We start from the raw sequence: 22,779 nt of genomic DNA, 5'->3' as shown, positions 1-22,779 counted from the left end.
GATCGAGACGGATCGGGAGGGGTGGGTCGGGAAGGGATCGGTCGAAACCGTCAGTAGGAGATGTTCGGCGAGAGCAGCATGAACTCGACGGCGAACCATCCCGTACCGGCGAGGGCCAGCAGGACCAGGGCGCTGCCGGCGGTCCGCGACCAGCCGACCCGCCGGCGGACGTCGTCCACCAGCCGGACCGCTGCGGGGATCACCCCGAGCAGGCCGATCAGCTGGGCCACCTGCACGTTCCGCAACGAGACGGTGGAGAGATCCTCCAGGCCCATGATGAGCACCAGGCTTCCCACCCAGCCACCGACCGCGAGCAGGGCGCAGCCGACGGCGACGCGGCTCAGGATGCGCGCGGTGCGTCCAGCCCGATCACGTGGTGCCCGTCGCCGCAGCCGGCGACCGATCGCCCCGATCGGCCAGGCCAGGACGGTGAGCAGGAGGATGACCACCGAGCCGACGATCACCGGGATGGCCAGATAGGTGCTGCGGGCGGTCTCGACGGGCACCAGGGCGAACGCGGAGTCGAAACCGATCACTTCGACCTGGCCGTCGACCGCTCGCATCGCGATCGTTTCCTGCCCGCCCACCTCGCGCCAGACCCAGGGCTCGATTTCTTCGTAGACGGCGGCGGAATCGGACATCGGACGCGGTTCAAGCAGTAGCCGGCCGTCATCGCGGACGCTCACCGTGGTACGCCCGGACAGGCCGATCAGGGTCAGGAAGTTGCTCTCGATCGCGCGGGAGCTTTCGTAGGTGCCGGCGGCCATCGCGGCCCGCTCGGCCGTGCCCGAGGCGTCGGTGGTCGGGGCGGCCAGCTCGGTCGCCGGCACGTTGTTCGCCGCCGCGCCGGGCACCGCCGGGAAGTAGCGGTCGGCGAAGGCTTTCGTCAGCTTCTGTCGAAGCTGGTGGTTGGCCAGGGACGACGTACCGGTGCTGTTGAGCGAGATGAACAGGCCGGCGCCCTCGTTCGGGTAGATCTGCAGGTGGGTGTGGAAGTAGAGGGTGTCGCCGCCGTGGCCGATGATCCGCCGGCCGTTGCGGCTCTCGTCGAAGAACCCGAGGGTCATCCGGGGTGCACCCGCGAGGGTGCCGAGCGTGGTGGCGTCGAGCGCTGGCTGGTGCATCAGGTCGAGCGTCGGCTTGTCCAGTATCGGGGTGTCGCCGACCGGTTCGCCCAGGTGGGCGAGCATGAAGCGGGCCATGTCCGGGGCCGAGGCGCTCATCGACCCGGCGGGCGGGGTGCCGACGATCTCGAAGTACCCGGCTGGGGACGACGCGTTGTCGTACCCGTTCGAAACGCGGCCTGCCAGGTCGGCGGGGAGCGGCTGGGCGAAGGAGGACGACGTCATGCCGAGGCGGTCGAAGACGTTACGGTCGACGTACTCCTCGAACGGGATGCCGCTGACGCGTTCGACGATGTATCCGGCGAGCGAGTTGCCATAGTTGGAGTAGGCCGGCACGGTGCCCGGCCGGTAGATCTGCTCCGGCGGGTCGGTGACCAGAGCGTCGCGTAGGTCGGCCTGGGTGCCTTCCTTGCCGATGAGGCCGGCGATCCGCTCCTCGAAGCCGGCGGTGTGGGTCAGCAGGTGCCGCAGGGTGATCGGCTCGTCGAAGTTGCGGGGGATGGTGAAATCGAGGTAGCCGGCGATGTCGGCGTCGAGGTCGACGCGGCCGTCCTGGACGAGCTGCATCGCGGCGGTGGCGGTGGCGAGCTTCGACACCGATCCGATCCGGAACAGGTGCTGCTCGGGGTCGACCGGCACCGGCTCGGTGCCCTCGCCGCCGGTGTCGACGTGGCCGTACCCCCGGGTGGTGACGGTCCCACCGTCGTTGACGACGGCGACCGTTGCCCCGGCGATGTCATTGGCTTCCAGCGCGGCCGGGAGCATCTCGTCGAGCCAGGCGTTCACGTCGCTGGCGTTCAGCACGCCCGGTTCGACGGCTGCTGCCGGGGCGTCCCTCGTCGGGGCCGGCTCCTGCGCGGCACCGGCACCGCAGCCGACGACGGCCGCCCCGACGACGACCACGGTTGCCAGGGCGGCACCGAGACGCCGCAGGCGGAATGCCGGCCGGGACGGGTACGACCGGGAAGGAGTCTGCTCTGGTGCATCGTTCTGGCTCATACCCGAAAGCCTGCTGCAGCGGCGCCGCCGCGCCATCTGGCGCAGGACCACACTCGACTTACGACCTAAGTAGGAGGCTCAACCAGCGATCAAGCCGGACCATACCGCCGACCGGCCCCGCAGATCGGCCAGGCTCGCGGCAACGACGTAGTGCCGCTGATCGGCGTACCGCGAACCAGCCGGCGCGCCTGTTGACCTCGCCATTGCCGTACCTCCTGACCTCGACCCTACGTCCGATCCAGCGCGGGACGACGCACCATCGACGGCACCGACACGCGGCGGCACCGGGAGAGTTCGGGGAACATGACACGGCGCGCACGCCGGCAACAAGTGGCGGCACCACGGGTGCTCGGACACCGAGGAACTGTCACGGACGTTTCCGGACCCGGATGGATTTCGGCCAGTCGCACAATGACAACGGACATCCACGACCTTCGACGTACAGCGGGACCTGCGGGTATGTGGCCGGGCCAGCCGAGCACAACTGGGACGTCCCCAGACTCCGTCACTCTTTGCAAGATCATCGGACTACGGGTCTGACGATGCAGCCTCGTCGGCACGTCCGACCAGGCGGCCACCGTCGAGGCGTGACTACGCTACGTATCGATCGGATCGCGGCAGAATAGGATGCCGCGTGAGAGTAGTCTGTCGCCGTGCCGAACCGCTTCTATCGCCGGCGTTGGAACGAGACCAGAGGCGATGAGTTCGACGACCGGGGCCGCTCGCTCTGGTATTTCGAGGTTGGCGATGACGGTTGGCCCGTCCGCCAGATCGAGGTGTACGACGCAGGACATGTCCTTCGTTATGGGCCCGGATCAGGCGAAGACCGCTACGGAGGCCTCGGCCAAGCCAGTCTCTACGACTCGGATGAGGATTGGAGTGGCTTCGAGATCACGGGTGCCGAGTTCGAGCGGATCTGGTACTCGGACAGCGCGTGACGGCTTGCTGGTCAGCACGCCCGGAAGGCGGCAAATCCGTAAGTCAAGATCTTTTGCGTCGTCCGCATCCAGCCTGTCGGGGCCACTTGGCGGTCAACGGTCCGGCGCCCGCAATTCCTCGATCAACGCCACGATCGCGGGATCCATCGGCGCTCGTACGTCCGTAGGTCGCGTGACCTCGTCGCCCTGAGGATCGTAGATGATGAGGTCGTATCGGCGGGCGAGTCGGTCAATCAACTGCAACGCGGGCGTGCTGCGTTCACTGAAGCTCAGATGCATGCTGACGTGGTCGATGCCGACATTTAGCGGCATGTCCATCCACGGGGAGTCGTGTGCGTACGGCGGGAAATCCGGGTAGTGGACGCGGAGGTTCTCGTAGAACCCAACGATGCGTTCGTCCAGTTCGCCCTCGGGGTGATGCAGGCTTCGGCAGCGCTCCGCCATAGCCCGTACCGCGACATCGGTCGCGCTCGGGTCGACCGCAAGTACGACGAGATCGAAGCTCATGGGCATATGGTGCCCCACAGCCGCCGGTCCGTCGACCAAGTCCTCAACGAAGCAACCCGTACCGAGATCGGGTGTGCGCTCATCGACACTTCAGGACGTCGGCCGCCGCCGGAGGCCACCCACGGAGCATGACGTCTCCGGCTGGCGTGGCGCGCCTGGTGGCGGCCCCAGCGGATGTTGCCGTGGCCCGCCGTCGAAGTCGGTGCCCACATTGGGAATGCGGTCGTGCCTCGGACAGAATCATTGGCAAACTATCGGGATGTTGCTGACGGTCGCTGGTTCGAGTTGCTCTGGAAAGAGCACGGTGGTGTGGGCGTCTGCGGAGATTGAAGGACTCATCGTGCACGACTTCGACGAAATCGGCGTTCCTGACGGCGCGGACACCCGATGGCGTCAGCGCAGCATGGAGGAGTGGATCCAGCGTTTCCTGCGTTACCAAGCGCGGGGCATCGACGTGTTGCTGGCCGGGCAGTCGCCCCTGGGCGAGGTGCTGGCGAGTCCTTCGGCGACCGAACTCGACGGGATCGCGGCGTGCCTGATCGACGTCGACGACCAGGTGCCGCTGGCACCGGCTCGAGGAGCGTGACCCCGGCAAGTGGAATCGTGATGCCAAGCAGTCGTTCGTCGGATGGGCGCGGTGGCATCGCGAGCACGCCCGCGATCCCCGTCATCGGCCCGAGGTGATCACCGCCGCCGGGTACGAACCGATGAGATGGGCTCGTTGGAGCGACTGGACGAGCACTGATCATCGCTGGGCTGTGCGAGTCATCGAACTCGTCGGTGTCTCCGCGGGCGTAATGCTCCGCCATGAGGGTCTTGGCGTGTACGGCGGCTCGGGCGTAGCCGGCGTAGGTGGTCTCCCGTTCGAGTGTCATGGTCTAGTCCAGTGAGCTGATCCCATCCCATTCCGACACCTTCGCCCGTGTCGCACCCAAGCAACACATTCGCGTCGCTGAGATCAGCTCACTGTCTCGGGCAGCAGTCGGCGGACCACACCGCCACGGCCGCGACCCCGCACGACCAGGCCCATGTCGACCAGCCCGTCACGTGCCCGGAAGTAGCGGTCGGAGTCCCAGCCGAGCCGACGCTGCAGGTTCGGGTTGCTTATCGTCGTGCTATCCGCCGGCAACGCCGCGAACATCGCCTGATGATCACCGTGCAGCGCAGCAGGGTCAACAGCCATGAGGCTGATGCCAGGCGTCAAGGCCATCCGACAGGACACCGAAACCCGTCGGATCTCGGCCTCATGCATCACACGAGACCCGCGCGGCAGTGTGGCGCCACACCCGCCGCGGGGACAAGTACCTCACCGTGATCATCGACCTCACGCCGGTGTGTGCCGGTACGGGTCCAGCGAGGCTGCTGGACATGATCCCGGGCCGCGTTAAGCGTCGGGTCCAGCCGGAAGCCCTGGATGTGTCGAGATTGGAATCAGATGTAGCCGAAGAGCGGCGGGAAGGCGAGCACCACGGCCCAGGCCCAGACCGCGAAGACCGGAAGGTAGCGGGTCTGCCACCGCTCGACCGCCGCGAAGGGCACGCGCCGGCGGCCAACCGGCCTGAGCGCCGCTTTAACAGTCGTCTCAGGTTCGCTCGGTATGAAGAGGCATCGCCGGGCGACGCGGGTCTCGGCCTCGCCGGCATGGCCGAACGCGCCGCCCTCTACGGCGGCACGGTCAGCGCCGGCCCCGCACCGGACGGCGGCTGGGCCGTCCACGCGACCCTGAAAGGCAGCCATTCATGATCACTGTGCTCGTGGTGGACGCCCAGCCGCTGCAGCGCTTCGGGTTTCGCATGCTGCTGGAGAGCACCCCCGACACCGAGATCGTCGGCGAGGCCGAGAACGGCGCCGAGGCCGTTCGGCGGATCACCGAGCTGCATCCCGACGTGGTGCTGATGGACATCCGCATGCCGGGCGTCGACGGGATCGAGGCCACCCGGCGCATCGTCGCCGCCGGTGGGCGTTCGCGGATCCTGGTAGTGACGACGTTCGACGTGGACCGGTACGCGCTCGCCGCGCTGCGGGCCGGGGCGAGCGGCTTCCTGCTCAAGGACGCCCGCCCCGAAGAGCTGCTGGCCGGCATCCGGGCCGTCGCCGCCGGGGACGCGGTGATCGCGCCGGCGCTGACCCGGCGGCTGCTCGACGCGTTCGCCGACCGGCTCGACGATGACCTCTGCGGGCCCGTGCGGGAGGATCCCCGGCTGGACTCCCTGACCGGACGCGAGCACGAGATCCTCGTCGCCATCGGCCACGGCCTGACCAACGGCGAGATCGCGCAACGGTTCACAGTGTCGGAGTCGACGGTGAAGACCCACGTCGGGCGGGTCCTCGCCAAGATCGGCGCACGAGACCGGATCCAGGCCGTCATCCTCGCTTACGACCTGAGACTCACCCGGCCGATTTAGCGCTTCATCTCGCGCGTCCGTCGGGGGCGCGACCGTGGTTCCCAGCCGCACCGCTCCGGGCCGATCCGCTCCGCGTGATCGACCGCTCCGCTGCCGGGTCCGCGTGCAGCCGCCCACGTCACCGCCCGTCCGACCGCCACGACGCCGCACGGGTGTGAGTTCAGCGCGGACGTGTGTGAGCTCAGAGCTGTTTTTCGGCTTGTTGACCTCAGTGAGCTCACACACGTTCGACGCTTCGTCAGGACTTGCGGGGGGAGACCGTCATGATGCCAATGCACATCTCGTCGCTGGTGCCGTCGCCCCACACCACGTAGCGCGGCGGCAGCTTGCTCAGCTGCGGCACCCGTTTGCGCAGCCCCGCGTCGTGCGTACACGTCACCCGCAGCGTGTCCCCCGGACCGATCTCCACCGGCGACGGCAGCTTCACCATCCGCTGGTTGTCGAAGTCGAACTGCGGCACGTCCAGCACGACCTTGGCCTTCGGCGTGCCCGGGTTGAGTTCGACCTTCAAGGCCCGCCCGAGCATGTGCATGTGACCGAAACCGGCGAACAGCGTCACCGGCTCCTCCACCTCGTGATCGCAGGTCTGGGTGTCACCGGGCTTCGGCGCGCCGCCCTGGTTGCACTCCTCCACCTGACGGTCCGCCATTTCGCCGACATCCGGCCCGAACCGCTTCGTCACGTCCGCGATCGAGGCCGCCCGGTCACAGAGCGGACCCGACCCGTCGGCGGCACAGGGCAGGTCGATCGGCGCGTCGAGCGACCACGTCTCGAGTTCCCGGGTCTGCGGCGTGCCGTCCGTCAGCCGCAGCCGCACCGCCGAGCGGTCCGACCCGCCCGGCTTGCCGTCGGTCGCGAGCAGGTTGTAGTGCATCTGGAGGATGACCAGGCTGCCCGGCTCCAGCTTGAAGCCGGCGTCCTGGTCGAGCAGCGTCTCCGTGGCGCCCGGCGCCCAGGTGTCCACCCACGCCGCGCCCGGGTCGGCGCCCTCGTCGTCGCCCTCCACGTCGGCGCCGTCCACGCCGGTCCCGCCGAAACACTGCCAGCCGGGGCCGGGAGTCTTCGCGTCCTGCTCGCGCACCGCGGCAGCGCCGCCCGGCGGCACCGCGTACACGATGGCGTGGTGCGCGATGGCGACGTTCTCCGGCGTGAACTGGGTTCCGGTCAGGAACGCCGCCTTGGTCAGGCCCGGATCGATCACCTGGCACCGGTACTCGTCCGTGCCGCCGCCCTCCGGCGGCGCGGGCGTGTACGCCTCAGCCATCTTCAGGTCGACGAACCGCTCACCGGCGCGCAGCGGCAGCGGTGGAGCCGACGACCCGCCCGCGTGCGCGCTGTGCGAGCCGGCCGCGGCGGGCGCATCGCTCTTGTCGGCATCCGACCCGCAGGCGGCGACGACAGCGAGCGCTGTCGCCAGCGCCATGGTGGCCGCCCCGAACCTCCACAGTGGGCTGTCAGGTTTCCTCATAGCCTGAACGCTAGGCCCGATTCCGTCCTGTTTCGTCGTACTGCGGTCGTCATCATCGGGAGGGAGGTGGTACCACGGTACTACTCTCCGGAGCGCCGTTCGACACCCGCACGAGAATCAAGGCCCGTCGCAACTAGGCCCGAAGTCACGCCCACGAAAGTCCGTCGGCGATGGACGGGAGCCAAACTCCCAGCTACAACTGGAACCGCCGATCGCGTTCAGAGCCATGCCGGTCTCGACGCCTGGGCGTCGATGCTTGGGGCCGTGCAAGGCTTCGCCAACAGCGCATCGTCGCGCTGGGCAGCGAACAACCGCCGCAGCATCGAGCTTGTCCACAGCCTGTGGACAAGAAGGCCGTGTCCGCCGAACGGGTTCCTCCTTGTGTAACTTGAGCAACTCCTACCTGCTCGTCTTCGGTATTCCGAAGGCTAACGTAGCGTGCGGGCATCCCCGATCGAGGAACTCAGGCTGCCCCGTGTTCCTCGTTGTTCCGACCAGTCGGCGCGGCCTCTACCAGGTCCGCCATGTCGACGCCGGCGTCGCTGAGCAGGTGCTCGGTGGCGTCAGCGACCCACAGCCGGTTCGGGACCGCTGCCGTGAAGTTGCGATTGACCAGATCCGGCGGCGTGTGCCACGGATCCTGCCGGGTGGAGCCACCACGCCAGTCCCGGCGCAGGAACGCACCCTGCCAGCCCTGCCCAGCCATCAGCCGCTCCACCCGCTTACGGACGACCCGGATCCCGTCGCGGCGCAGCCGCCGGTGCACCCGGTCCGCGCCATAGGTGCGGCCGGACGCCTCCCAGATCTGGTGAATGTTGGAGATCAGCCCGAGGTCGACCAGGTCCCGGTCAGACGGCCGCTCGGCCTGCTCGACCCACTGGTAGGAGGTCGACTCGGCCACGTCTAGGACCCTGAGCAGGGGAGCGACCGCGAACTGGTCACGGTGTTCATCGATGAACCTCATGACCGTTGCCGGGTCGGGTCGCACTCCGCAGCGAAACGCGCTCGCGGCTTTGAGTATCTCGAAACCGGTCTGGCCGTGGTCGTCACGCACCGGCGCCGCACCCGACGACGTGGACCGGCTCTGGCAGGCATTCTTGCGCCGTTTCGACCTGGAACACACCTTTCGCATGATCAAACAGGCCCTCGGCTGCCGCGCACACCCAGCTACGCCTCGCCCGGCACCTGACCGACGATTTACGCCGTCCCTGGGAACCACCCGCGCGACAGGGCAGGCTCACTCCGGCGCGGGTCCGTCGCGGGTTTCGGAACCTCCACCCGAAACCACCGGGAACTCAGCGCGCGGTGGTCGACATGGTGTGGCCAGGATTCCACTACACGCCGCACGGCGTGTACGTGCACGGGCTCGGGGTGAGTCTGGCTGTCCGCAGTGGAGTTCGACGGCCCCGCCGCCGCGGGGCGTTGCTGATCCGGCCCGACGGCTGCGTCGCCTGGGCCTTGCCTTTCGGGCAGGACCTCGACGCCACCACGCTGGTGCGTGCGCTGGGCACCTGGTTCGGCCAACCGGCCTGAGCGCCGTTTTAACAGTCGTCTCAGGTTCGCTCGGTACGAAGCAGGCACCAGATAAGCGATGTAACCCGTATGTAGGAGGCTAATAGTGATGGCAGTCAACGCAGCGCCGCCCGGGAAAGCGCCGGCCGGTCGGTTGGCGGGCCGGTGGGTGCCGTGGTTGGTGATTGGGTTGTGGGTGGCGCTGGCGGCGGTGATGGTGCCGCTGAGTGGGAAGTTGAGCTCGGTCACCACCGACAGAGCCGTGGACACCCTGCCGGCCAGTGCCGAGTCCACCAAGGTGGCGGTGCTGGAGGACAGCCTCCCCGGCGGTGAGGACAACACGTTCGTTTTCGTGTACCACCGCGCCGGCGGCATGACCGACGCCGACCGCGCGACGGTCGAGCGCCACTACAACACCCTTGCCAAGCGGTACCCGCCGAAGGCGACGACCGCGCCCGGCGGCGACGGCGAAGGCGAGGGCCCACCCACGATGCCCTCCACCGACGGCAAGGCGATGTTGTTCACCCTCGACGTGAGCACGGCCTACGGCGGACCGGAGACCATCGTCGGCCCGTTGCGTGAGGCCGCGAAGGACCGCCCCGCCGGCCTGGAACTCGACGTGACCGGCCCGGCCGCGGTCGACGGCGACATGGACGCCGTCTTCGACGGCATCGACCTGCAGGTCTTCCTCACCACTGTCGTCGTCGTCACGCTCCTGCTGATCCTCACCTACCGCAGCCCGGTGTTGTGGTTCATCCCGCTCGTGGCCGTGGGCGCGGCCGCACTGACCGCGATGGCGACCGTCTACCTGCTCGTCAAGGGCTTCGGCATCGTGGTCAACGACCAGAACTCGGCGCTGCTGACGATCCTGGTGTTCGGCGTCGGCACGGACTACGCGCTGTTGCTCATCGCCCGGTACCGGGAGACACTGCACCACCACGAGAACGTCCGGGTCGCGATGGTCCACGCGCTACGCGGCGCGGCGCCGGCCATCGTCGCGTCCGCGGCCACCGTGATCGCCGGCCTCCTCTGCCTGCTCGTCGCCGACCTGAACAGCACCAGTGGGTTGGGCCCGATCGGCGCCGCCGGCATCCTGTGCGCGCTGGTGGCCATGCTGACGCTGTTCCCGGCGGTGCTCGTGGTGCTCGGCAGGCGGATCTTCTGGCCGGCCATCCCGCGGTTCAGCGCGGCGGTGGAGGAGAAGCCGGGGCTGTGGGGACGGCTCGGCACCGCCATCAGCCGCCGCCGGTGGGTGGCGACGCTCGGCTCGCTCGGAATCCTGGGTGTTCTCGCCATCGGGCTGGCGGGCAACACCGGCGCCCTGCGGGAGCAGGACCAGTTCCTGTCCGCGCCGGAGTCGGTCACCGGCTTCACCGTTCTCCGCCAGCACTTCCCGGAGCTCGGCGGCCAGCCGATGACGATCTTCACGCGGCCGGCGTACCAGGAGCGGGTGCTCGACATCGTCAAGCGCACTCCCGGCGTGGCAGAGGCCATCCCGGGCCAGACCAGCGGAGGCTGGGCCGACATCTCCGTGTTCCCGACCGACGCGCCGGACACGACCGCGGAGTACGACACGATCAAGCGGGTGCGCACCGCCGTGCACGCGGTGAACGGGGCGGAGGCGATCGTCGGCGGGCCGAGTGCGGAGAACCTCGACACCGAGGTGACCACCAGCCGCGACGAGAAGCTGGTGATCCCGCTGGTGCTCGCCGTCGTCCTGATCGTCCTCGGGCTGCTGCTGCGAGCGATCGTGGCCCCGCTGATCCTGATGGCGACCGTGATCGTCTCATTCGCCGCGGCCTTCGGCGGCAGCGTGTTCGTCTTCGAAACGATCCTCGGGTTCAAGGGCGTCGACTATTCGGTGCCGCTGCTGGCATTCCTGTTCCTGGTGGCGCTCGGCGTCGACTACAACATCTTCCTGGCCAGCCGGGCCCGGGAGGAGACCGTGCGTCTCGGCACCAGAGAGGGCATGCTCAAAGCCCTCTCGGCCACCGGTGGCGTCATCACCTCGGCAGGCCTGGTCCTCGCGGCCACGTTCGCGGTCCTCGCCTCACTTCCGTTGGTGATGCTGATCGAGGTCGGGTTCCTGGTCGCCTTCGGCGTGCTGCTCGACGCCCTGCTGGTGCGGTCGGTCCTGGTGCCCGCCCTTACGCTGCTGATCGGCCGGCGGATGTGGTGGCCGAGCCGGCTGTCCCGACCGGTGGAGCTGCCGGACGGTCAACGGCCGCTCGTGGACGATAAGGAGCCCGCGCTGCAACGGTGAGCGCGGCGGCACGGACGAGATCCGGGACGGGCTCAGGCCCGTCCCGGATCTTTCATGGGCCCGACGGTCGCCGCCCCTTTGGTCCTGCGCCACGCGCCGGGGCTGGGGTCGGCGCATCGCGGTGTCCTGCCCGGTGGTGGGCCGCTAGTCCTGCGCCGTGCGGCCGGGGCTGGGGTCGGCGCACCGTGGTGTCCTGCCCCGACGGTGAGCCGCGCGGGGCCATGCTCGAGGGCCGCCGTCCCTCGTCCTGCGCCGCGCCGCCGGGGCGGTTCAGCGCACTGCGGTGTCCTCCCCGGCAGTGAGCCGCGCGATCGGGGCGGGCGGGGCCGCGGCCGGAAGGCTGACCCGCAGCAGCGCGCCACCGCGTGCGGACCGGGCGACGGTGACCCGGCCGCCGTGGGCGTCGACGACCCGCTGCACGATCGACAGCCCCAGGCCGGATCCCGGCAGCGCCCGGGCGCTGTCGGCACGGTAGAACCGGTCGAACACCCGCGGCACGTCGGCGGCGTCGATGCCGGGCCCGGCGTCGTCGACCTCGAGCACCGCCGACGCGCCCTCGGCGACGAGCCGGACCTGGACCGGCTGGTCCGCGGGAGACCACTTCCCGGCGTTGTCGATGAGGTTGAGCACCGCCCGCTGGAGCGCAGCGGGACGCCCGCTCACCCACACGGACGTGACGTCGAGCGCGACCTCGATGTCGGGCGCACGGGAACGCGCCCGGGTCACGGCGGCCACCACCACGTCGGCGAGGTCGAGCACCTCGGCGCTCTCGTCGCTGACGTCACCGCGCGCCAGGTCGGTCAACTCGGCGGCAAGGGTGCTCAACTCGGCCACCTGGGCGCCGAGATCGTTGAGCAGCCGGGTCCGGCTCTCCGCCGGCAGTGCGCTGTCCAGGGTGCCGCGCCGATCGAGCCGGATCAGCAGCTCGACGTTGATTCGCAGGCTGGTGAGCGGGGTCTTCAGCTCGTGGGCGGCGTCCTCGGCGAGCAGCCGCTGCGCCCGCCGGGAGTCCCGGAGGGCGGCGAGCATGTCGTTGATCGACTGGATCAGCCGCCGGATCTCCCCACCGCCCTCATCCGGGATGTCGGCGTCGAGATCCCGGGTGTGCGCGACACGTACCGCGGCGGCGGTCAGCCGGTCGATCGGCGCCAGCCCGGTCCGCGCCACGGTCCGCCCGACAAGGGCACCCCCGGCCACACAGAGCAGCCCGATCAGCAGCATGCCCAACCCGAACCGGTTGATCGGGCTGTCGTCGGCGACGCGGGCCACCTGGACCGCGCCGCCGCCCGCCCGCAGCGTGTAGATGAGGTAGCCGTCCTCGTCACTGTCGTTCGACTCCATCAGGTCGGCCAACCCGCCCTGCACCACGCGCCCGGCGTCCTCGCTGACCGGAGGCAGCGCGGGTTGACCGGCCGGCGTCCGGATCGAGCCGTCGTGCAGGATGACCCGCACCAGCCGACCGGATCCGGGATACGGCGGTAGCTGGACCTGCGCCAGACCGGCGCGCTCCGCGTCCGTCGCCAGGACGCGGGAGTCGGCGCGTAGCTGATTCTCGGCGGTGTCCTGCAGCTCCCAGCCCAGTAGCTCGCTGGCCACCTGGAAGGCTACGAACACGCTGACCGCGATGGCCGTCGCCGCGATCACCGTCAGCCTGGTCCGCAGGGACCGCCGGCGCCACCATCGGGTCAGCCGTCGCGGTTCCCGGCCGGCGGGCCTGCTCACGGGGGAGTCTCCCGCAACGTGTACCCCAAGCCGCGCAGCGTGTAGATCAGTCGCGGCTCACCCTCGGCCTCCATCTTGCGGCGCAGGTAGCTCACGTACACCTGGAGGTTGTTGGCGGTGGTGCTCATGTCGAAGCCCCAGATCGCCTCGAACAGCGCGTCTCGGGTCAAGACCCGGGTCGCGTTGCGCATCAGGACCTGCAGGAGGGAGAACTCGGTCCGGGTCAGATGCAGCGGGCGCCCGCCCCGCCACGCCTCGAACCTGTCGGGATCGAGCCGGACGTCGGCGAACGACAGGATCTGCGACTCCCCGTCGGTCGGCGTGTGGCGGCGCAGCAGGGCCCGGACCCGGGCCAGCAACTCCTCGGTGGCGAACGGCTTGGGCAGATAGTCGTCGGCGCCCGCGTCCAGCCCCGCGACCCGGTCGGAGACCTGATCCCGGGCGGTCAGCATCAGCACCGGCAGATCCCGACCCGCCGCCCGCAACCGCCGGCAGGTCTCCAACCCGCCGAGGCGAGGCATCATCACATCGAGGATCAGCAGATCCAACGCGTCACCACCGACCCCACCGGCCCCACCGACCACGTCGAGCACGGCGAGACCGTTGGCGACGGTGCGGGTGTCGTAACCCTCGACCTGGAGCACCCGCTCCAGCGACTCACGGATGGCCGCGTCATCATCCGCGATCATGATCCGCACGCCGGCCCGCCCCCTAACAGTCGATGCTTTTGCCGCTCATTGTCCCCGATCAACCCGAGGCCAGGATTAGCGCGTCGCTGGGGACCGCGCTCTTACGGATACCTAACCCACCGTCGGCTCATGAGCAGGGGGAGGACCAGATGACCAGCATCGCACCCGGCAACCAGACAGTAGATCCTCCACGCCGGTCACGGGCGCTCGGCGTCCCCAGGTGGCTCCCGCGCCCAACCCTCATCATCCTGCGGCTGCTGCCAGCCCCGAGCCTTCTGCGGCTGCTGCCAGCCCCGAGCCTTCACCAGCCGGGCCAGCTGGTCGACCTGCCCAGCGCCGTCATCGCCGCCGGCCTCCGCGCTGGCCTCGTCCCGATCGAGCGGTGCGTCGCGCTGCTCGCGGCCGTCCGCGACGGGCAGCTCGTCGCCCGCCCCAGCTTCTTCCAGCTCCAGCAGGTCCGCAAGGCCTGCTCGTCCGGGGTGCCGATGCATCTCATCGCCCACGAAGACGTCTTGATCTTCGCCAAGGGGGCGTCGCAAGAAGAAGGAACCGGGGTGGTTGCGTGACCGCACTCACCCACCGCTACCTGTCCCTGGGCGCCGGAGTACAGAGCTCCACGCTCCTGCTGCTGGCCGCCCATGGCAGGATTCCACGATTCGACGCGGCGATCTTCGCCGACACGCGCTGGGAACCCTCAGCCGTCTACGGACATCTCAACCGCCTGACCGGTATCGCCGAACGGGCCGGGATCGAGGTCGTGCGCGTCAGCACCGGAGACATCCGGGCCGACGCGCTCGACCCGGCGCACCGCTTCGCCTCGATGCCCCTGTTCACCTTGGGCCCGCGCGGCGAGCGGGGCATGGCCCGACGGCAATGTTGTGTTATCTGCACCATTTATCCCTCGTTGGTCACAGTGTTCCTGCCTGTGATCAAGGAGTTTGGTGTGGACCTACGGAGTCTGCTCGTAGAGGGCCGGTGCGGCCTTCCCAACGTCGGCTCGCTCGCGCTGAGCGACCGAGTGCACCCGCCGGTCGTTGTCGTTGACGCTGCTGGCGTCGAGATTGAACCGATCACCGCTTACCTGCGTGATCTGGCGATCGGCGATTGCAGCCCGCTGACCTGCCGCAGCTACGGCTTCGGTCTGCTGCGCTGGTTCCGGCTGCTGTGGCTGCTGGAGGTGGCGTGGGAGAAAGCGACCGAGACCGAGGTTGCGGTGTTGGCGGCGTGGCTACGCGCGTCGGACAACCCGCAGCGTCGCCGCACGGCCGGTGACGCGTCCGAGCCGGGCGCGGTCAACCCGCGGACTGGAAAGGCGAGCCTTCGTCGCGGCTACGCGCCGCGGACCATCAACCACGCGCTGAGTGTCGTCAGCGGCTTCTACACCTACCACGCGCACTTCGGCCAGGGGCCGGTCGTCAACCCGGTCCCGGCCGCCGCGCAGCGCCGGCGCGCGTTGGCACATCGCAGTCCGCTGGAGGTCACCCGGCAGCACCGACGGGCACGGCTGCGGCAGCGGGTGCCCGACCAGCCGCCCCGCTCTATCCCGGACACGCTGTGGGACGAGCTGTTCGCGGCGATGAGCTGTGACCGCGACCGGGCGTTGATGGAGTTCTTCGTCTCCAGCGGTGCCCGCGCCGCCGAACTGCTCGGCGTGACGCTCGCCGACATCGACTGGGCCGGCCAACGGATCTGGGTGATCTCCAAAGGCACCCGGCTACGCCAGGTGATCCCCGCGTCGCCGCAGGCGTTCCTCTACCTGGTCAGCTACCTCCACGAGCACGGCATCCCGCCCGCCGACGAGCCGGTATGGCGGACCCGGCGTGGTCGTGTCCAGCCGCTGACGTACTCCGCGCTGCGGCGCATCCTCCAGCGGGCCAATCAGCGGCTCGGCACCAACTGGACGCTGCACGACCTGCGCCACACGGCAGCGGCCCGGATGGCCAACGGCGGCAAGCTCACCCTCACCGAGGTCCAGTCGATCCTGCGCCACGCCGACATCCGCGTCACCGGCCGCTACCTGGTCACCCGGGTCGAGGAGCTGTTCGACAAGCTCGCCGAGCACTACAGCCAGCCCCGGCCGCAGACCACCTACAGCCCTGGCTACGACCCGGCCGACGTCCAGGTGGTGTTCGGTGCCTAGGACGAACGTGACCACTGCCCACAGCCACCGCCATCACCGGCACGGCCCCTACGTCGAGGAACTCGGGTTCGCCAGCCGGTTCGTCTCCGGGGCCATGCCGGCCGCTGCCGCGGTCGCGGCGGTCCCGCCGCGGCCGTTCGGCGACCTCGCCCACGCCGCCGCCAGATCCCTCGCCGAACTTGCCGGCTCGTTCGGTCCGGGGACCCGACCAAGCCGGGTGCAGCGGCAGGCGGCTGCCCGGGAGGTGCTGGACTACCTGGCGGAGTTCGCTGACGGCACGTGGCAGCAGCGGTGGGACGCCAGCCCCCTGGGCCGCGGTGAGTTCGGCGCGGCGTCGTTGGACGCCAGCCGCAGCGCGACCTACGGACTGTCGCTGGGCGTGCGGCAACTGTTCTGCCTCCGGGCGATCCAGCCGAGCCTGCTGGCGTTCCGGCGGCATCCGTTCAACAGCTACAACATCCTGTTCGTCGCCGCGCAGAACGATCCGCAGCTGGACGAGTACGTCAAGCACGTGAAGGCGCATCCGATGTCGCACCAGCACCAGAGCGACGCGATCGCCGACATGTGCAGCCTGCTCACTGTCCAAGGCGTCGCGCTGGCCGACGTCACCCCGGAGTCGCTGCTGCACCACGCGCACGACAACCGCGCCGCGCGCGCCATCCTGCACCCAGGCGAGAAGGTCGCCAACCGGTTCATCTGCCGCGGCGCCTGGAACGTCCTGCACCGCATGGGCCACTTCCCGCCCACCATCCCGCAGACGATGCGGGAAGCGATGCTGCGGGGCCAGCAGACCGTCACCGAACTCGTCGACCGGTACCCGATCCAGAACGCGGCCGTACGCCAGCTACTCATCGAATATCTCACCCGCCGGCGGGCGGACTCGGACTACTCGACGCTCACCACGCTGGTCATCAACCTGGTCAGGAACTTCTGGTGCCGGATCGAGCAGCTCAACCCCGGCCAGACCGACCTGAACACCGTCTCAGAGCTGGATGCCCTGACCCGGCGGGAGGTCGCGCGGATCACGGTCGGGTTCGGGCCTCGTGGGTTGGGCATCGTCCCGGGCGAGCGGTACCTGCTGGCTTCCAACTCAGGCTCCAACACTGTGTCGGTGGTGGATCTGGAAAGTCGCCGGGAGCTGTGCCAGGTGGCAGTGGGCCGCGACCCGCGGCACATGGCCATATCGGCGGACGGCCAGTTCGCGTACGTGTCGATTTGGGGATCCGGGTATATCGCCAAGCTGGACCTATCTGGACTGGCCAAGGACCGGCCGGATTTGGTGCGAGAGGTAGCCCGCATTCGGATCGGGGAAAACACCCATCCATACAGCGTCAACATCGACCGGAACGGGTCCCGGCTGTTCGTGGCCTGCAACTCGGTGGCCGACGTGCCGGTCATCGATCTGTCGACCGATCGGGTCATCGCCCGGGTCCCGGTACCGATCGACGGTGCCCGCGCAGTGGCGTTCACCCCGGACAACGGACACGCGCTGGTCACCCTCGAGCGCAAGTCCCAAATCGCGGTGATCGACATGGAAAAGCTGGAGGTTACGCGCACCATCCCGGTGGGACCGGGGCCGCGTGGCATCGCGGTCGACGAGACCGACAACACCGTGTACTGCGCGGCATTCTCGCGAATCTTCGACGACCCGGACGTTCCCGACGTGGTGGCTCACTCGTTGTCCGTGGTGCACCTTGAGGGCGTTGACCTGGCATCGGAAGACAGCAAGCCGCGTTACGAGCACCTACCGGTCGGGCACGGGCCGTGCAGCGTGGCGATCTTCAACCCCGATCGGGTCGCGTTCGACAGTGATCGGCTGGAACGGGCCGCCGCCTCCCTAACGGGCACCCAGCCCGCCCCGGCCTGACCCATCTCACGGAAGATCGGCGACGCTGGCCCCCGCGCATGCTTGCGCGGGGGCCAGCGTCCCTGTCGGATAGGAATAGTGGATGACCAGCGTGTCGGTGAGTTTCGCTGCGCCGTACCCGTGGGCGCTTGCGCCTCGCGCTGCCCGGGTGGACCGAGAGCGCGCCAAGGCCGAGTCGGCGTTGCTGCGTGATTCGTTCCGGTGGGTACGCCGCGACCGTGCGCCGGAGTTCTGCCCGCCGTGGACGATGGGCCAGGAGCTGGGGTGGCGGGTGTGCAGTCCGGTGGATGTCGCGTTCACCCCACTGGAGCAGGTGGAGGTGGAGTCGGGGAACGATCCGCAGGCCGCGGCGACGGCAGCCGGCGCCAGCGAACTGTGGCAGCGGGAAGGCACGGCGCTGGCGGTATCCGATTCCGCCTGGCTGCACCTGTACCAGTACCGGTCGGTCAAAGGCCACTGGGAGAACATGTTCCTGCCTAACGGGCAGGGCACCGTGGAGTGGCGGCTCGGCTGGACTGTGCAGATTCCGCGCGGGTACTTTCTGCTGGTGCTTCCACCCGACACCGAAACGGGCATACAGGTACCGGTCGGGATCCTGTCGAGCACGGTGTGCGACAAGATGGTAGTCGCGGGTACTGCGGCCATCGCGATCCGACCCACCGAGGCCATGACGGTGCACCGCGGGCAGGAAATCGCACGGCTGGTGTTGCTGCACGCCGACAGTCTCCGGGCCCGCGCAACGTACCCGGACGCCATTGAGGAAGGCGAGTCGGATGCCTAGCATCAGCCTCAAGCATGCCCAGGTGCTCGCGATCGCAGCACAACGGCTGACCCCGCCGGCGGGGTCAGCGCCCGACCCCCGGGCACTGCTCGAAGACTTGGGCTGCATCCAAATCGACACGATCAACGTAGTACGCCGCTCCCACGAACTGGTTCTACTCACGCGTGGGGTTCCGTCCGATCCTGCACAGGCCGCGCTGGGCACGGACGCACCCGCGCCACTGGCGTTCGAGTACTACGCCCACGCGGCGTGTTTCGTGCCGCTGCGGTTCTGGCCTCTGTTCGCCTTCCGCCGGCGGCAATTCCAGGCCGGCCGCTGGACCGGCCCCACCATCCAGCCCGAAGCGGTAACCCACGTCCGCAATCTCATCGACGACAGCGGCGCTGTCACGGTTCGGGACCTAGGCGGTTCGCAAGGCAGCGGCTGGGACCGCAGTTCCCCACTGAAGTGGGCCGCCGAATGGCTGCTGGCCACGGGTGAACTGGCCTGCGTGCGCCGCCAGGCGTGGATGAGACAGTACGCCCCGTCCACCGGCGTCATCCCGGCAGAGGTGCGGCACGACGACCTGGACGACGAGTCCTGCCTACGACGGCTGTGCCAGATCGCGCTGGCCGCGCTCGGCGTCGCGACCGCGGATGACATCGCCGACTACTTCCGGCTGCCCGGCCGGCTCGTCGCCCGGATCGTGCCCCAACTGCCCGACGTGGTACCGGTGGCGGTCGAATCCTGGAAGGCACCGGCGTTCACCACGGCAGACCACCTCGACACCACCCCCGCTCCTGCTCCGGCTCTGACGGCGCTGTCGCCATTCGACTCGCTGATCTGGCACCGGCCCCGCATGATGCGACTGTTCGGGGTCGCCTACAAGCTCGAGGCGTATCTGCCGCCCGACCGCCGCGAATGCGGCTACTTCGGACTGCCGGTACTGCACAACGGGCAGATCGTCGGGCGGGTCGCCCTGCGCTGCACCAACGGCGTGGCCCAAGTCGAAGGCGTGCAAATCCGCGACGCGGAGGCGCTACCAGCTCTGCGCCTCGCCGCTGAACAGGCCGCGCAGTGGGCGAAGGCAACCGTCGACTCCCACAGCTGGCCAGCCCTCGCCGCCGCAGCTCCCGTCCGCTAGCCCACCCGAAGGAGAGATCAGCAGCATGACGACCACCGCCACGTCGGGCTACTGGACGGTGCTGCGCACCCCACGGGTACCGAGCCTGCTGGCCGCTGGCGCGCTGGGCCGGCTGCCCGGCGGGATACTGCCCTTCGCGCTCGTGGTGGCCTTCGCCCGGCAGGACGGATTCGCGATCGCCGGCACGGCCGCCGCAGTGTTCATGCTCGCCACGGCCCTGACCGGACCGCGGCGCGGCCGCCTGGTCGACCGGCACGGCACCGCCGCCCTAATCGCCCTCACCGTCATCCAGGCGGGCTGCGCCACCGCCACCGCAGCGCTGATCTGGGCGCACTGGACCATCCCCGCCATGGTCGCGGTCGCCGCGTGCAGCGCCACCGCCCCGCCGGTCAGCGCCGCCCTGCGGGCTCGGTGGTCCGGCGCGGTCACAAACAAAGACCAGCTCCGCCAAGTCCACTCCGTCGACTCCATCGTCGAGGAAATCACCTTCATCGTCGCGCCGCTGGTCGCCACCGCCGCCATGACCCTGACCTCACCCGCAGCCGCTGTGATCGCCGGTTCCCTGATTTACTTCGCCGCTATCGCCATTCTGATGGCCGTCCCCGCTGCCCCACCCAACCCGGTTCCGGACGCGAACCAGCCACCGCTACAACCCGACACACCCAAGCACGCCGACCGGCGCAGCCTGATCCGCCTCGCCGTCGGACAAGGCATCATCGTGCCCATCGCCAGCCTGGGCATCTTCGCCGGCGGCATCAGTGTGATCCTGCCCGCGATCGCTGCCGCGACCGGCGACATCACCTCAGCCGGCTACCTGTTCGCCGTCTTCTCCGTCGGCGGCGCCGTGGGCGGACTCATCCACGGGAAAATCCACACCGAGAAGCCACTGCGAATCCGGTACTTCCTCATCGCGGCCTACCTCGCTGCCGCCACCATCGCCGTGGCGCTGACCGCCACCACACCCGCGGCATACGGCACGGTGGCCCTGGCCGGCGCCGCCGTCACACCCCTGTTCGTCGTGGCCTACCTCCTAGTTGACGAACACCTGTCCAAGAAACGCCAGGTCGAGGCGAACGCCTGGATCGGCTCCAGCTACAACATGGGATCCGGACTCGGCTCGGCCGCCTGCGGCCTAGCCCTTGCCAACGCCTCCGCCACCCTGGTGGTCGCCGGACTGTTCCTGATCACCGCCGCCGGAGCGATCTTCGTCTGGCGCATCCCCCGAGGCCCGTCAACCAAGCCGAGCACCACAACACTGCAAACCTCTGCCCAGGAATAGCTACCAAGGCAAGTCCCAGGCCGACGAGAGTCGCCCGTACCAGCGGCCGGGGGTAAGGGCCCCGCCCGGCCGTCTCGGATGCGGCTTGCGCTCTGGCGAGCACTCGGCTCTCGTCACCGGCGGTTCTATACAACGCAAGCATTCAACCAATCGAGTGAAGTGCAGATAAGCACCTCCGAATACAAGAACAAACCCAGCAAGGCGGAGGTGCGACGCCGGCTCGGCTACCCGCATCCGGCCCGGTGTGACGGTCAGCGGTAGTTGTCACTTTTCAGCGTCAGTTGTCACCGGGCGAACGTCGTTCGTCATGTCTGCCTTCACCGCTGACCACCACGACCGGTTCCGGGTCGAGTTCCAGCGCCGCCTGCCACCGGCCCATCGCGGGCTCGCCAACGGTGACCTTCAACTCCTCGCCGCCGTCCGAGGCGCCCAGGTCTGCCGGTGGCACCAGCCCGCCGCCGAGACGTCGGCACGGGCAGCAGCCTGCACGCCGTACGAGCGCGCCACTTTCTATGCATCAATGCCATGGAGAGCTCGAACATGATTGGGCAGACTCGGGCCGGGAGGCGAGAACATGGAGGTGGCCATCATGATCGGTCTTCAGGCGTCGGGGAAATCGACGTTCTGCCGGCAGGTGTTGGCGGCAGATCACGTAGTGGTAAGCAAGGACGCCTTCCCGAACGCGCGGGACCGGCAACGCCGCCAGCTGCGGCTGATCTGCGAGGCCCTCGCCGCGGGACGCAGCGTGGCGGTGGACAACACCAACCCATCGCCGGATGAGTGGCTGCCGCTCATCGAGGTCGCCCGGGCGCACGGTGCGGCGCCGGTGGGGTACTGGTTTCCGCCGGACCTGACTGCGACCCGGCAACGCAACGCCATCCGCGAGGGCCGGGCCCGCGTACCCGACGTCGGGTTGTATGCCACGCTCAGACAGCTTCGAGCACCCACGCGGGCCGACGGGTTCGACCGCCTCTACCTGGTCTGCTTCGACGGCGTGGGTGGCTTCGACGTTCGGCCCATGGACGAGGAGGACTGAGTCGCCGGTGGACGCCGACATGTTCGAGGCAGCGCAGCGCGCCCGCGAGTACTTTCACGAACTGACCGTTCTGCCAGGTGCGTGGACGGTGATTCGGCTGGACGGACGCGGGTTCTCCCGGTTCACCGAGCAGCGCTTCGACAAGCCGTTCGACGCCCGCTTCAGCGATCTGATGGTTACCACGGCGGAGACCGTGCTGACCGAACTGGGCGGCCGTTACGCCTATACCGAAAGCGACGAGATCTCGGTGCTCTTCGACCCCAGTTTCGACCTGTTCGGTCGCGGCGTGGAGAAGCTCGTGTCGATCTCGGCGGGGATCGCCACGGCGGCGTTCACGCACGCCGTCGGTGAACCGGCGCACTTCGACTCCCGGCTATGGGTAGGGGTCGGTGTACCTGACGTGGTCGACTACTTCTCCTGGCGGCAGGCCGATGCGGCACGCTGCGCCCTCAACGGGTGGTGCTACTGGACCCTCCGTAAAGCAGGTCAGTCCCGCCAGCAGGCCACTGCCGCGCTGGAGCATGCGAGCACCGCGGACAAGAACGAACTGCTGTTCCGCCACGACATCAACTTCAACGACCTGCCCACCTGGCAGCGCCGCGGCATCGGACTGTGGTGGGAGACCTACCAACGACCCGGCCACGACCCCATACGTCAGATCGAGGTCACCGCCACCCGGCGACGCATCACGATCGACCGAGACCTGCCGATGAAGGCCGCATACCGCGACCTCATCCAGAGCCGCTGCGGCAACACCAACCCGGTACCGGCTGAGCCGTCTTGACGCCTATGCCATCGCCAACTCGACGGCGCTGCGACGGCGGGCTTGCACCTTCCCCATACCGGCGATAGCTGGCCGCATGATCCTTATGAGTGTGTGGCTGTGATGGTCAGCGGTTGGTAGCGCTGCCAGGTCAACGACCTGC

Annotated in this window: 20 protein-coding genes and 2 pseudogenes; 14 read left to right on the top strand and 8 right to left on the bottom strand. The window is 68.9% G+C overall.

Annotation, left to right across the window (positions count from 1 at the left end; translation table 11 throughout):
- Positions 1–50: 50 nt before the first annotated feature.
- Positions 51–2,123 (bottom strand): serine hydrolase domain-containing protein, encoded by a 2,073-nt coding sequence (locus R6Y94_RS25400; RefSeq protein ID WP_318398364.1) that lies wholly within the window; start codon positions 2,121–2,123, stop codon positions 51–53.
- A 653-nt stretch (positions 2,124–2,776) separates the two neighbouring features.
- On the opposite strand from R6Y94_RS25400, the gene R6Y94_RS25395 reads away from it, so the two are divergent.
- Positions 2,777–3,061 (top strand): hypothetical protein, encoded by a 285-nt coding sequence (locus R6Y94_RS25395; RefSeq protein WP_318398363.1) that lies wholly within the window; start codon positions 2,777–2,779, stop codon positions 3,059–3,061.
- Between the two features lie 93 nt (positions 3,062–3,154).
- Here the strand turns inward: R6Y94_RS25395 and R6Y94_RS25390 are convergent, their stop codons facing one another.
- Entirely contained in the window at positions 3,155–3,568 is a 414-nt protein-coding gene (locus R6Y94_RS25390) for a hypothetical protein (protein WP_318398362.1), read from the bottom strand.
- A 259-nt stretch (positions 3,569–3,827) separates the two neighbouring features.
- Here R6Y94_RS25390 and R6Y94_RS25385 point away from each other — a divergent pair, with 259 nt between their 5' ends.
- Positions 3,828–4,154 (top strand): hypothetical protein, encoded by a 327-nt coding sequence (locus R6Y94_RS25385; RefSeq protein ID WP_318398361.1) that lies wholly within the window; start codon positions 3,828–3,830, stop codon positions 4,152–4,154.
- A gap of 372 nt (positions 4,155–4,526) precedes the next feature.
- On the opposite strand, the gene R6Y94_RS25380 is transcribed toward R6Y94_RS25385, so the two are convergent.
- The gene (locus tag R6Y94_RS25380; RefSeq protein WP_318398360.1) at positions 4,527–4,751 is read right to left on the bottom strand and encodes a hypothetical protein; all 225 of its coding nucleotides are present in this window, start codon (positions 4,749–4,751) and stop codon (positions 4,527–4,529) included.
- Between the two features lie 556 nt (positions 4,752–5,307).
- Between R6Y94_RS25380 and R6Y94_RS25375 the strand changes: the two genes are divergently transcribed.
- On the top strand, positions 5,308–5,973 hold the full coding sequence (locus tag R6Y94_RS25375; protein ID WP_318398359.1) for a response regulator transcription factor: 666 nt from the start codon (positions 5,308–5,310) through the stop codon (positions 5,971–5,973).
- A gap of 238 nt (positions 5,974–6,211) precedes the next feature.
- On the opposite strand, the gene R6Y94_RS25370 is transcribed toward R6Y94_RS25375, so the two are convergent.
- Both R6Y94_RS25370 and R6Y94_RS25365 read right to left on the bottom strand, forming a co-directional pair.
- Positions 6,212–7,441, bottom strand: a complete 1,230-nt coding sequence (locus tag R6Y94_RS25370) for a monooxygenase (protein WP_318398358.1) — start codon at positions 7,439–7,441, stop codon at positions 6,212–6,214.
- A gap of 463 nt (positions 7,442–7,904) precedes the next feature.
- A complete protein-coding gene (locus tag R6Y94_RS25365) occupies positions 7,905–8,342 on the bottom strand; it encodes an IS3 family transposase (RefSeq protein WP_318398357.1) in 438 nt (145 codons plus the stop codon).
- A 124-nt stretch (positions 8,343–8,466) separates the two neighbouring features.
- On the opposite strand from R6Y94_RS25365, the pseudogene R6Y94_RS25360 reads away from it, so the two are divergent.
- From R6Y94_RS25360 to R6Y94_RS25350, 3 genes and pseudogenes are all read left to right on the top strand, one after another.
- A pseudogene (locus tag R6Y94_RS25360) lies at positions 8,467–8,725 on the top strand (transposase); the annotation flags it as partial.
- Positions 8,726–8,755: 30 nt separating this feature from the next.
- Positions 8,756–8,974, top strand: coding sequence for a hypothetical protein (locus tag R6Y94_RS25355; RefSeq protein WP_318398536.1), 219 nt, complete (start codon positions 8,756–8,758; stop codon positions 8,972–8,974).
- Between the two features lie 160 nt (positions 8,975–9,134).
- Positions 9,135–11,216 (top strand): MMPL family transporter, encoded by a 2,082-nt coding sequence (locus tag R6Y94_RS25350; protein WP_318398522.1) that lies wholly within the window; start codon positions 9,135–9,137, stop codon positions 11,214–11,216.
- A 270-nt stretch (positions 11,217–11,486) separates the two neighbouring features.
- On the opposite strand, the gene R6Y94_RS25345 is transcribed toward R6Y94_RS25350, so the two are convergent.
- Both R6Y94_RS25345 and R6Y94_RS25340 read right to left on the bottom strand, forming a co-directional pair.
- On the bottom strand, positions 11,487–12,938 hold the full coding sequence (locus R6Y94_RS25345) for a HAMP domain-containing sensor histidine kinase (protein WP_318398356.1): 1,452 nt from the start codon (positions 12,936–12,938) through the stop codon (positions 11,487–11,489).
- Positions 12,935–13,627: a response regulator transcription factor gene (locus R6Y94_RS25340; protein ID WP_318398355.1), complete on the bottom strand. Its 693-nt coding sequence runs from the start codon at positions 13,625–13,627 to the stop codon at positions 12,935–12,937. The genes R6Y94_RS25345 and R6Y94_RS25340 overlap by 4 nt, the downstream gene beginning before the upstream one ends.
- A 311-nt stretch (positions 13,628–13,938) precedes the next feature.
- Here R6Y94_RS25340 and R6Y94_RS25335 point away from each other — a divergent pair.
- From R6Y94_RS25335 to R6Y94_RS25310, 6 genes and pseudogenes are all read left to right on the top strand, one after another.
- Positions 13,939–14,193, top strand: a pseudogene (locus R6Y94_RS25335) (site-specific DNA-methyltransferase); the annotation flags it as partial.
- On the top strand, positions 14,190–15,767 hold the full coding sequence (locus R6Y94_RS25330) for a site-specific integrase (RefSeq protein ID WP_318398354.1): 1,578 nt from the start codon (positions 14,190–14,192) through the stop codon (positions 15,765–15,767). The pseudogene R6Y94_RS25335 and the gene R6Y94_RS25330, both read left to right, overlap by 4 nt.
- A 7-nt stretch (positions 15,768–15,774) precedes the next feature.
- Positions 15,775–17,634 carry a YncE family protein gene (locus R6Y94_RS25325; RefSeq protein WP_318398353.1) on the top strand — a complete coding sequence of 620 codons (1,860 nt, stop codon included), beginning with the start codon at positions 15,775–15,777 and terminating at the stop codon, positions 17,632–17,634.
- Positions 17,635–17,716: 82 nt separating this feature from the next.
- Complete coding sequence (locus R6Y94_RS25320; protein ID WP_318398352.1) at positions 17,717–18,415, top strand: hypothetical protein; 699 nt, start codon at positions 17,717–17,719, stop codon at positions 18,413–18,415.
- The gene (locus R6Y94_RS25315; RefSeq protein ID WP_318398351.1) at positions 18,408–19,538 is read left to right on the top strand and encodes a DNA glycosylase AlkZ-like family protein; all 1,131 of its coding nucleotides are present in this window, start codon (positions 18,408–18,410) and stop codon (positions 19,536–19,538) included. Before R6Y94_RS25320 ends, R6Y94_RS25315 begins: the two co-directional genes overlap by 8 nt.
- 25 nt (positions 19,539–19,563) lie before the next feature.
- Positions 19,564–20,817, top strand: a complete 1,254-nt coding sequence (locus R6Y94_RS25310; RefSeq protein ID WP_318398350.1) for an MFS transporter — start codon at positions 19,564–19,566, stop codon at positions 20,815–20,817.
- A gap of 277 nt (positions 20,818–21,094) precedes the next feature.
- On the opposite strand, the gene R6Y94_RS25305 is transcribed toward R6Y94_RS25310, so the two are convergent.
- Entirely contained in the window at positions 21,095–21,265 is a 171-nt protein-coding gene (locus R6Y94_RS25305; protein WP_318398349.1) for a hypothetical protein, read from the bottom strand.
- 126 nt (positions 21,266–21,391) lie between these two features.
- Here R6Y94_RS25305 and R6Y94_RS25300 point away from each other — a divergent pair, with 126 nt between their 5' ends.
- Positions 21,392–21,853 carry an AAA family ATPase gene (locus R6Y94_RS25300; RefSeq protein ID WP_318398348.1) on the top strand — a complete coding sequence of 154 codons (462 nt, stop codon included), beginning with the start codon at positions 21,392–21,394 and terminating at the stop codon, positions 21,851–21,853.
- 7 nt (positions 21,854–21,860) lie between these two features.
- A complete protein-coding gene (locus R6Y94_RS25295; protein WP_318398347.1) occupies positions 21,861–22,637 on the top strand; it encodes a tRNA(His) guanylyltransferase Thg1 family protein in 777 nt (258 codons plus the stop codon).
- Positions 22,638–22,779 lie beyond the last annotated feature (142 nt).

Origin of the sequence: Plantactinospora sp. KLBMP9567 (assembly GCF_033446045.1) — a bacterium.
Lineage (GTDB): Bacteria > Actinomycetota > Actinomycetes > Mycobacteriales > Micromonosporaceae > Plantactinospora.
The sequence above is the reverse complement of the archived record's forward strand: the minus strand, read 5'-3'. Positions and strand labels throughout refer to the sequence as shown.

Coding starts and splice junctions, on each gene's coding strand:
- R6Y94_RS25400 (WP_318398364.1), bottom strand. CDS start 2,123: ATGAGCCAGAACGATGCACCAGAGCAGACTCCTTCCCGGTCGTACCCG.
- R6Y94_RS25390 (WP_318398362.1), bottom strand. CDS start 3,568: ATGAGCTTCGATCTCGTCGTACTTGCGGTCGACCCGAGCGCGACCGAT.
- R6Y94_RS25385 (WP_318398361.1), top strand. CDS start 3,828: ATGTTGCTGACGGTCGCTGGTTCGAGTTGCTCTGGAAAGAGCACGGTG.
- R6Y94_RS25380 (WP_318398360.1), bottom strand. CDS start 4,751: ATGGCTGTTGACCCTGCTGCGCTGCACGGTGATCATCAGGCGATGTTC.
- R6Y94_RS25375 (WP_318398359.1), top strand. CDS start 5,308: ATGATCACTGTGCTCGTGGTGGACGCCCAGCCGCTGCAGCGCTTCGGG.
- R6Y94_RS25370 (WP_318398358.1), bottom strand. CDS start 7,441: ATGAGGAAACCTGACAGCCCACTGTGGAGGTTCGGGGCGGCCACCATG.
- R6Y94_RS25355 (WP_318398536.1), top strand. CDS start 8,756: ATGGTGTGGCCAGGATTCCACTACACGCCGCACGGCGTGTACGTGCAC.
- R6Y94_RS25340 (WP_318398355.1), bottom strand. CDS start 13,627: ATGATCGCGGATGATGACGCGGCCATCCGTGAGTCGCTGGAGCGGGTG.
- R6Y94_RS25320 (WP_318398352.1), top strand. CDS start 17,717: ATGACCAGCGTGTCGGTGAGTTTCGCTGCGCCGTACCCGTGGGCGCTT.
- R6Y94_RS25315 (WP_318398351.1), top strand. CDS start 18,408: ATGCCTAGCATCAGCCTCAAGCATGCCCAGGTGCTCGCGATCGCAGCA.
- R6Y94_RS25310 (WP_318398350.1), top strand. CDS start 19,564: ATGACGACCACCGCCACGTCGGGCTACTGGACGGTGCTGCGCACCCCA.
- R6Y94_RS25300 (WP_318398348.1), top strand. CDS start 21,392: ATGGAGGTGGCCATCATGATCGGTCTTCAGGCGTCGGGGAAATCGACG.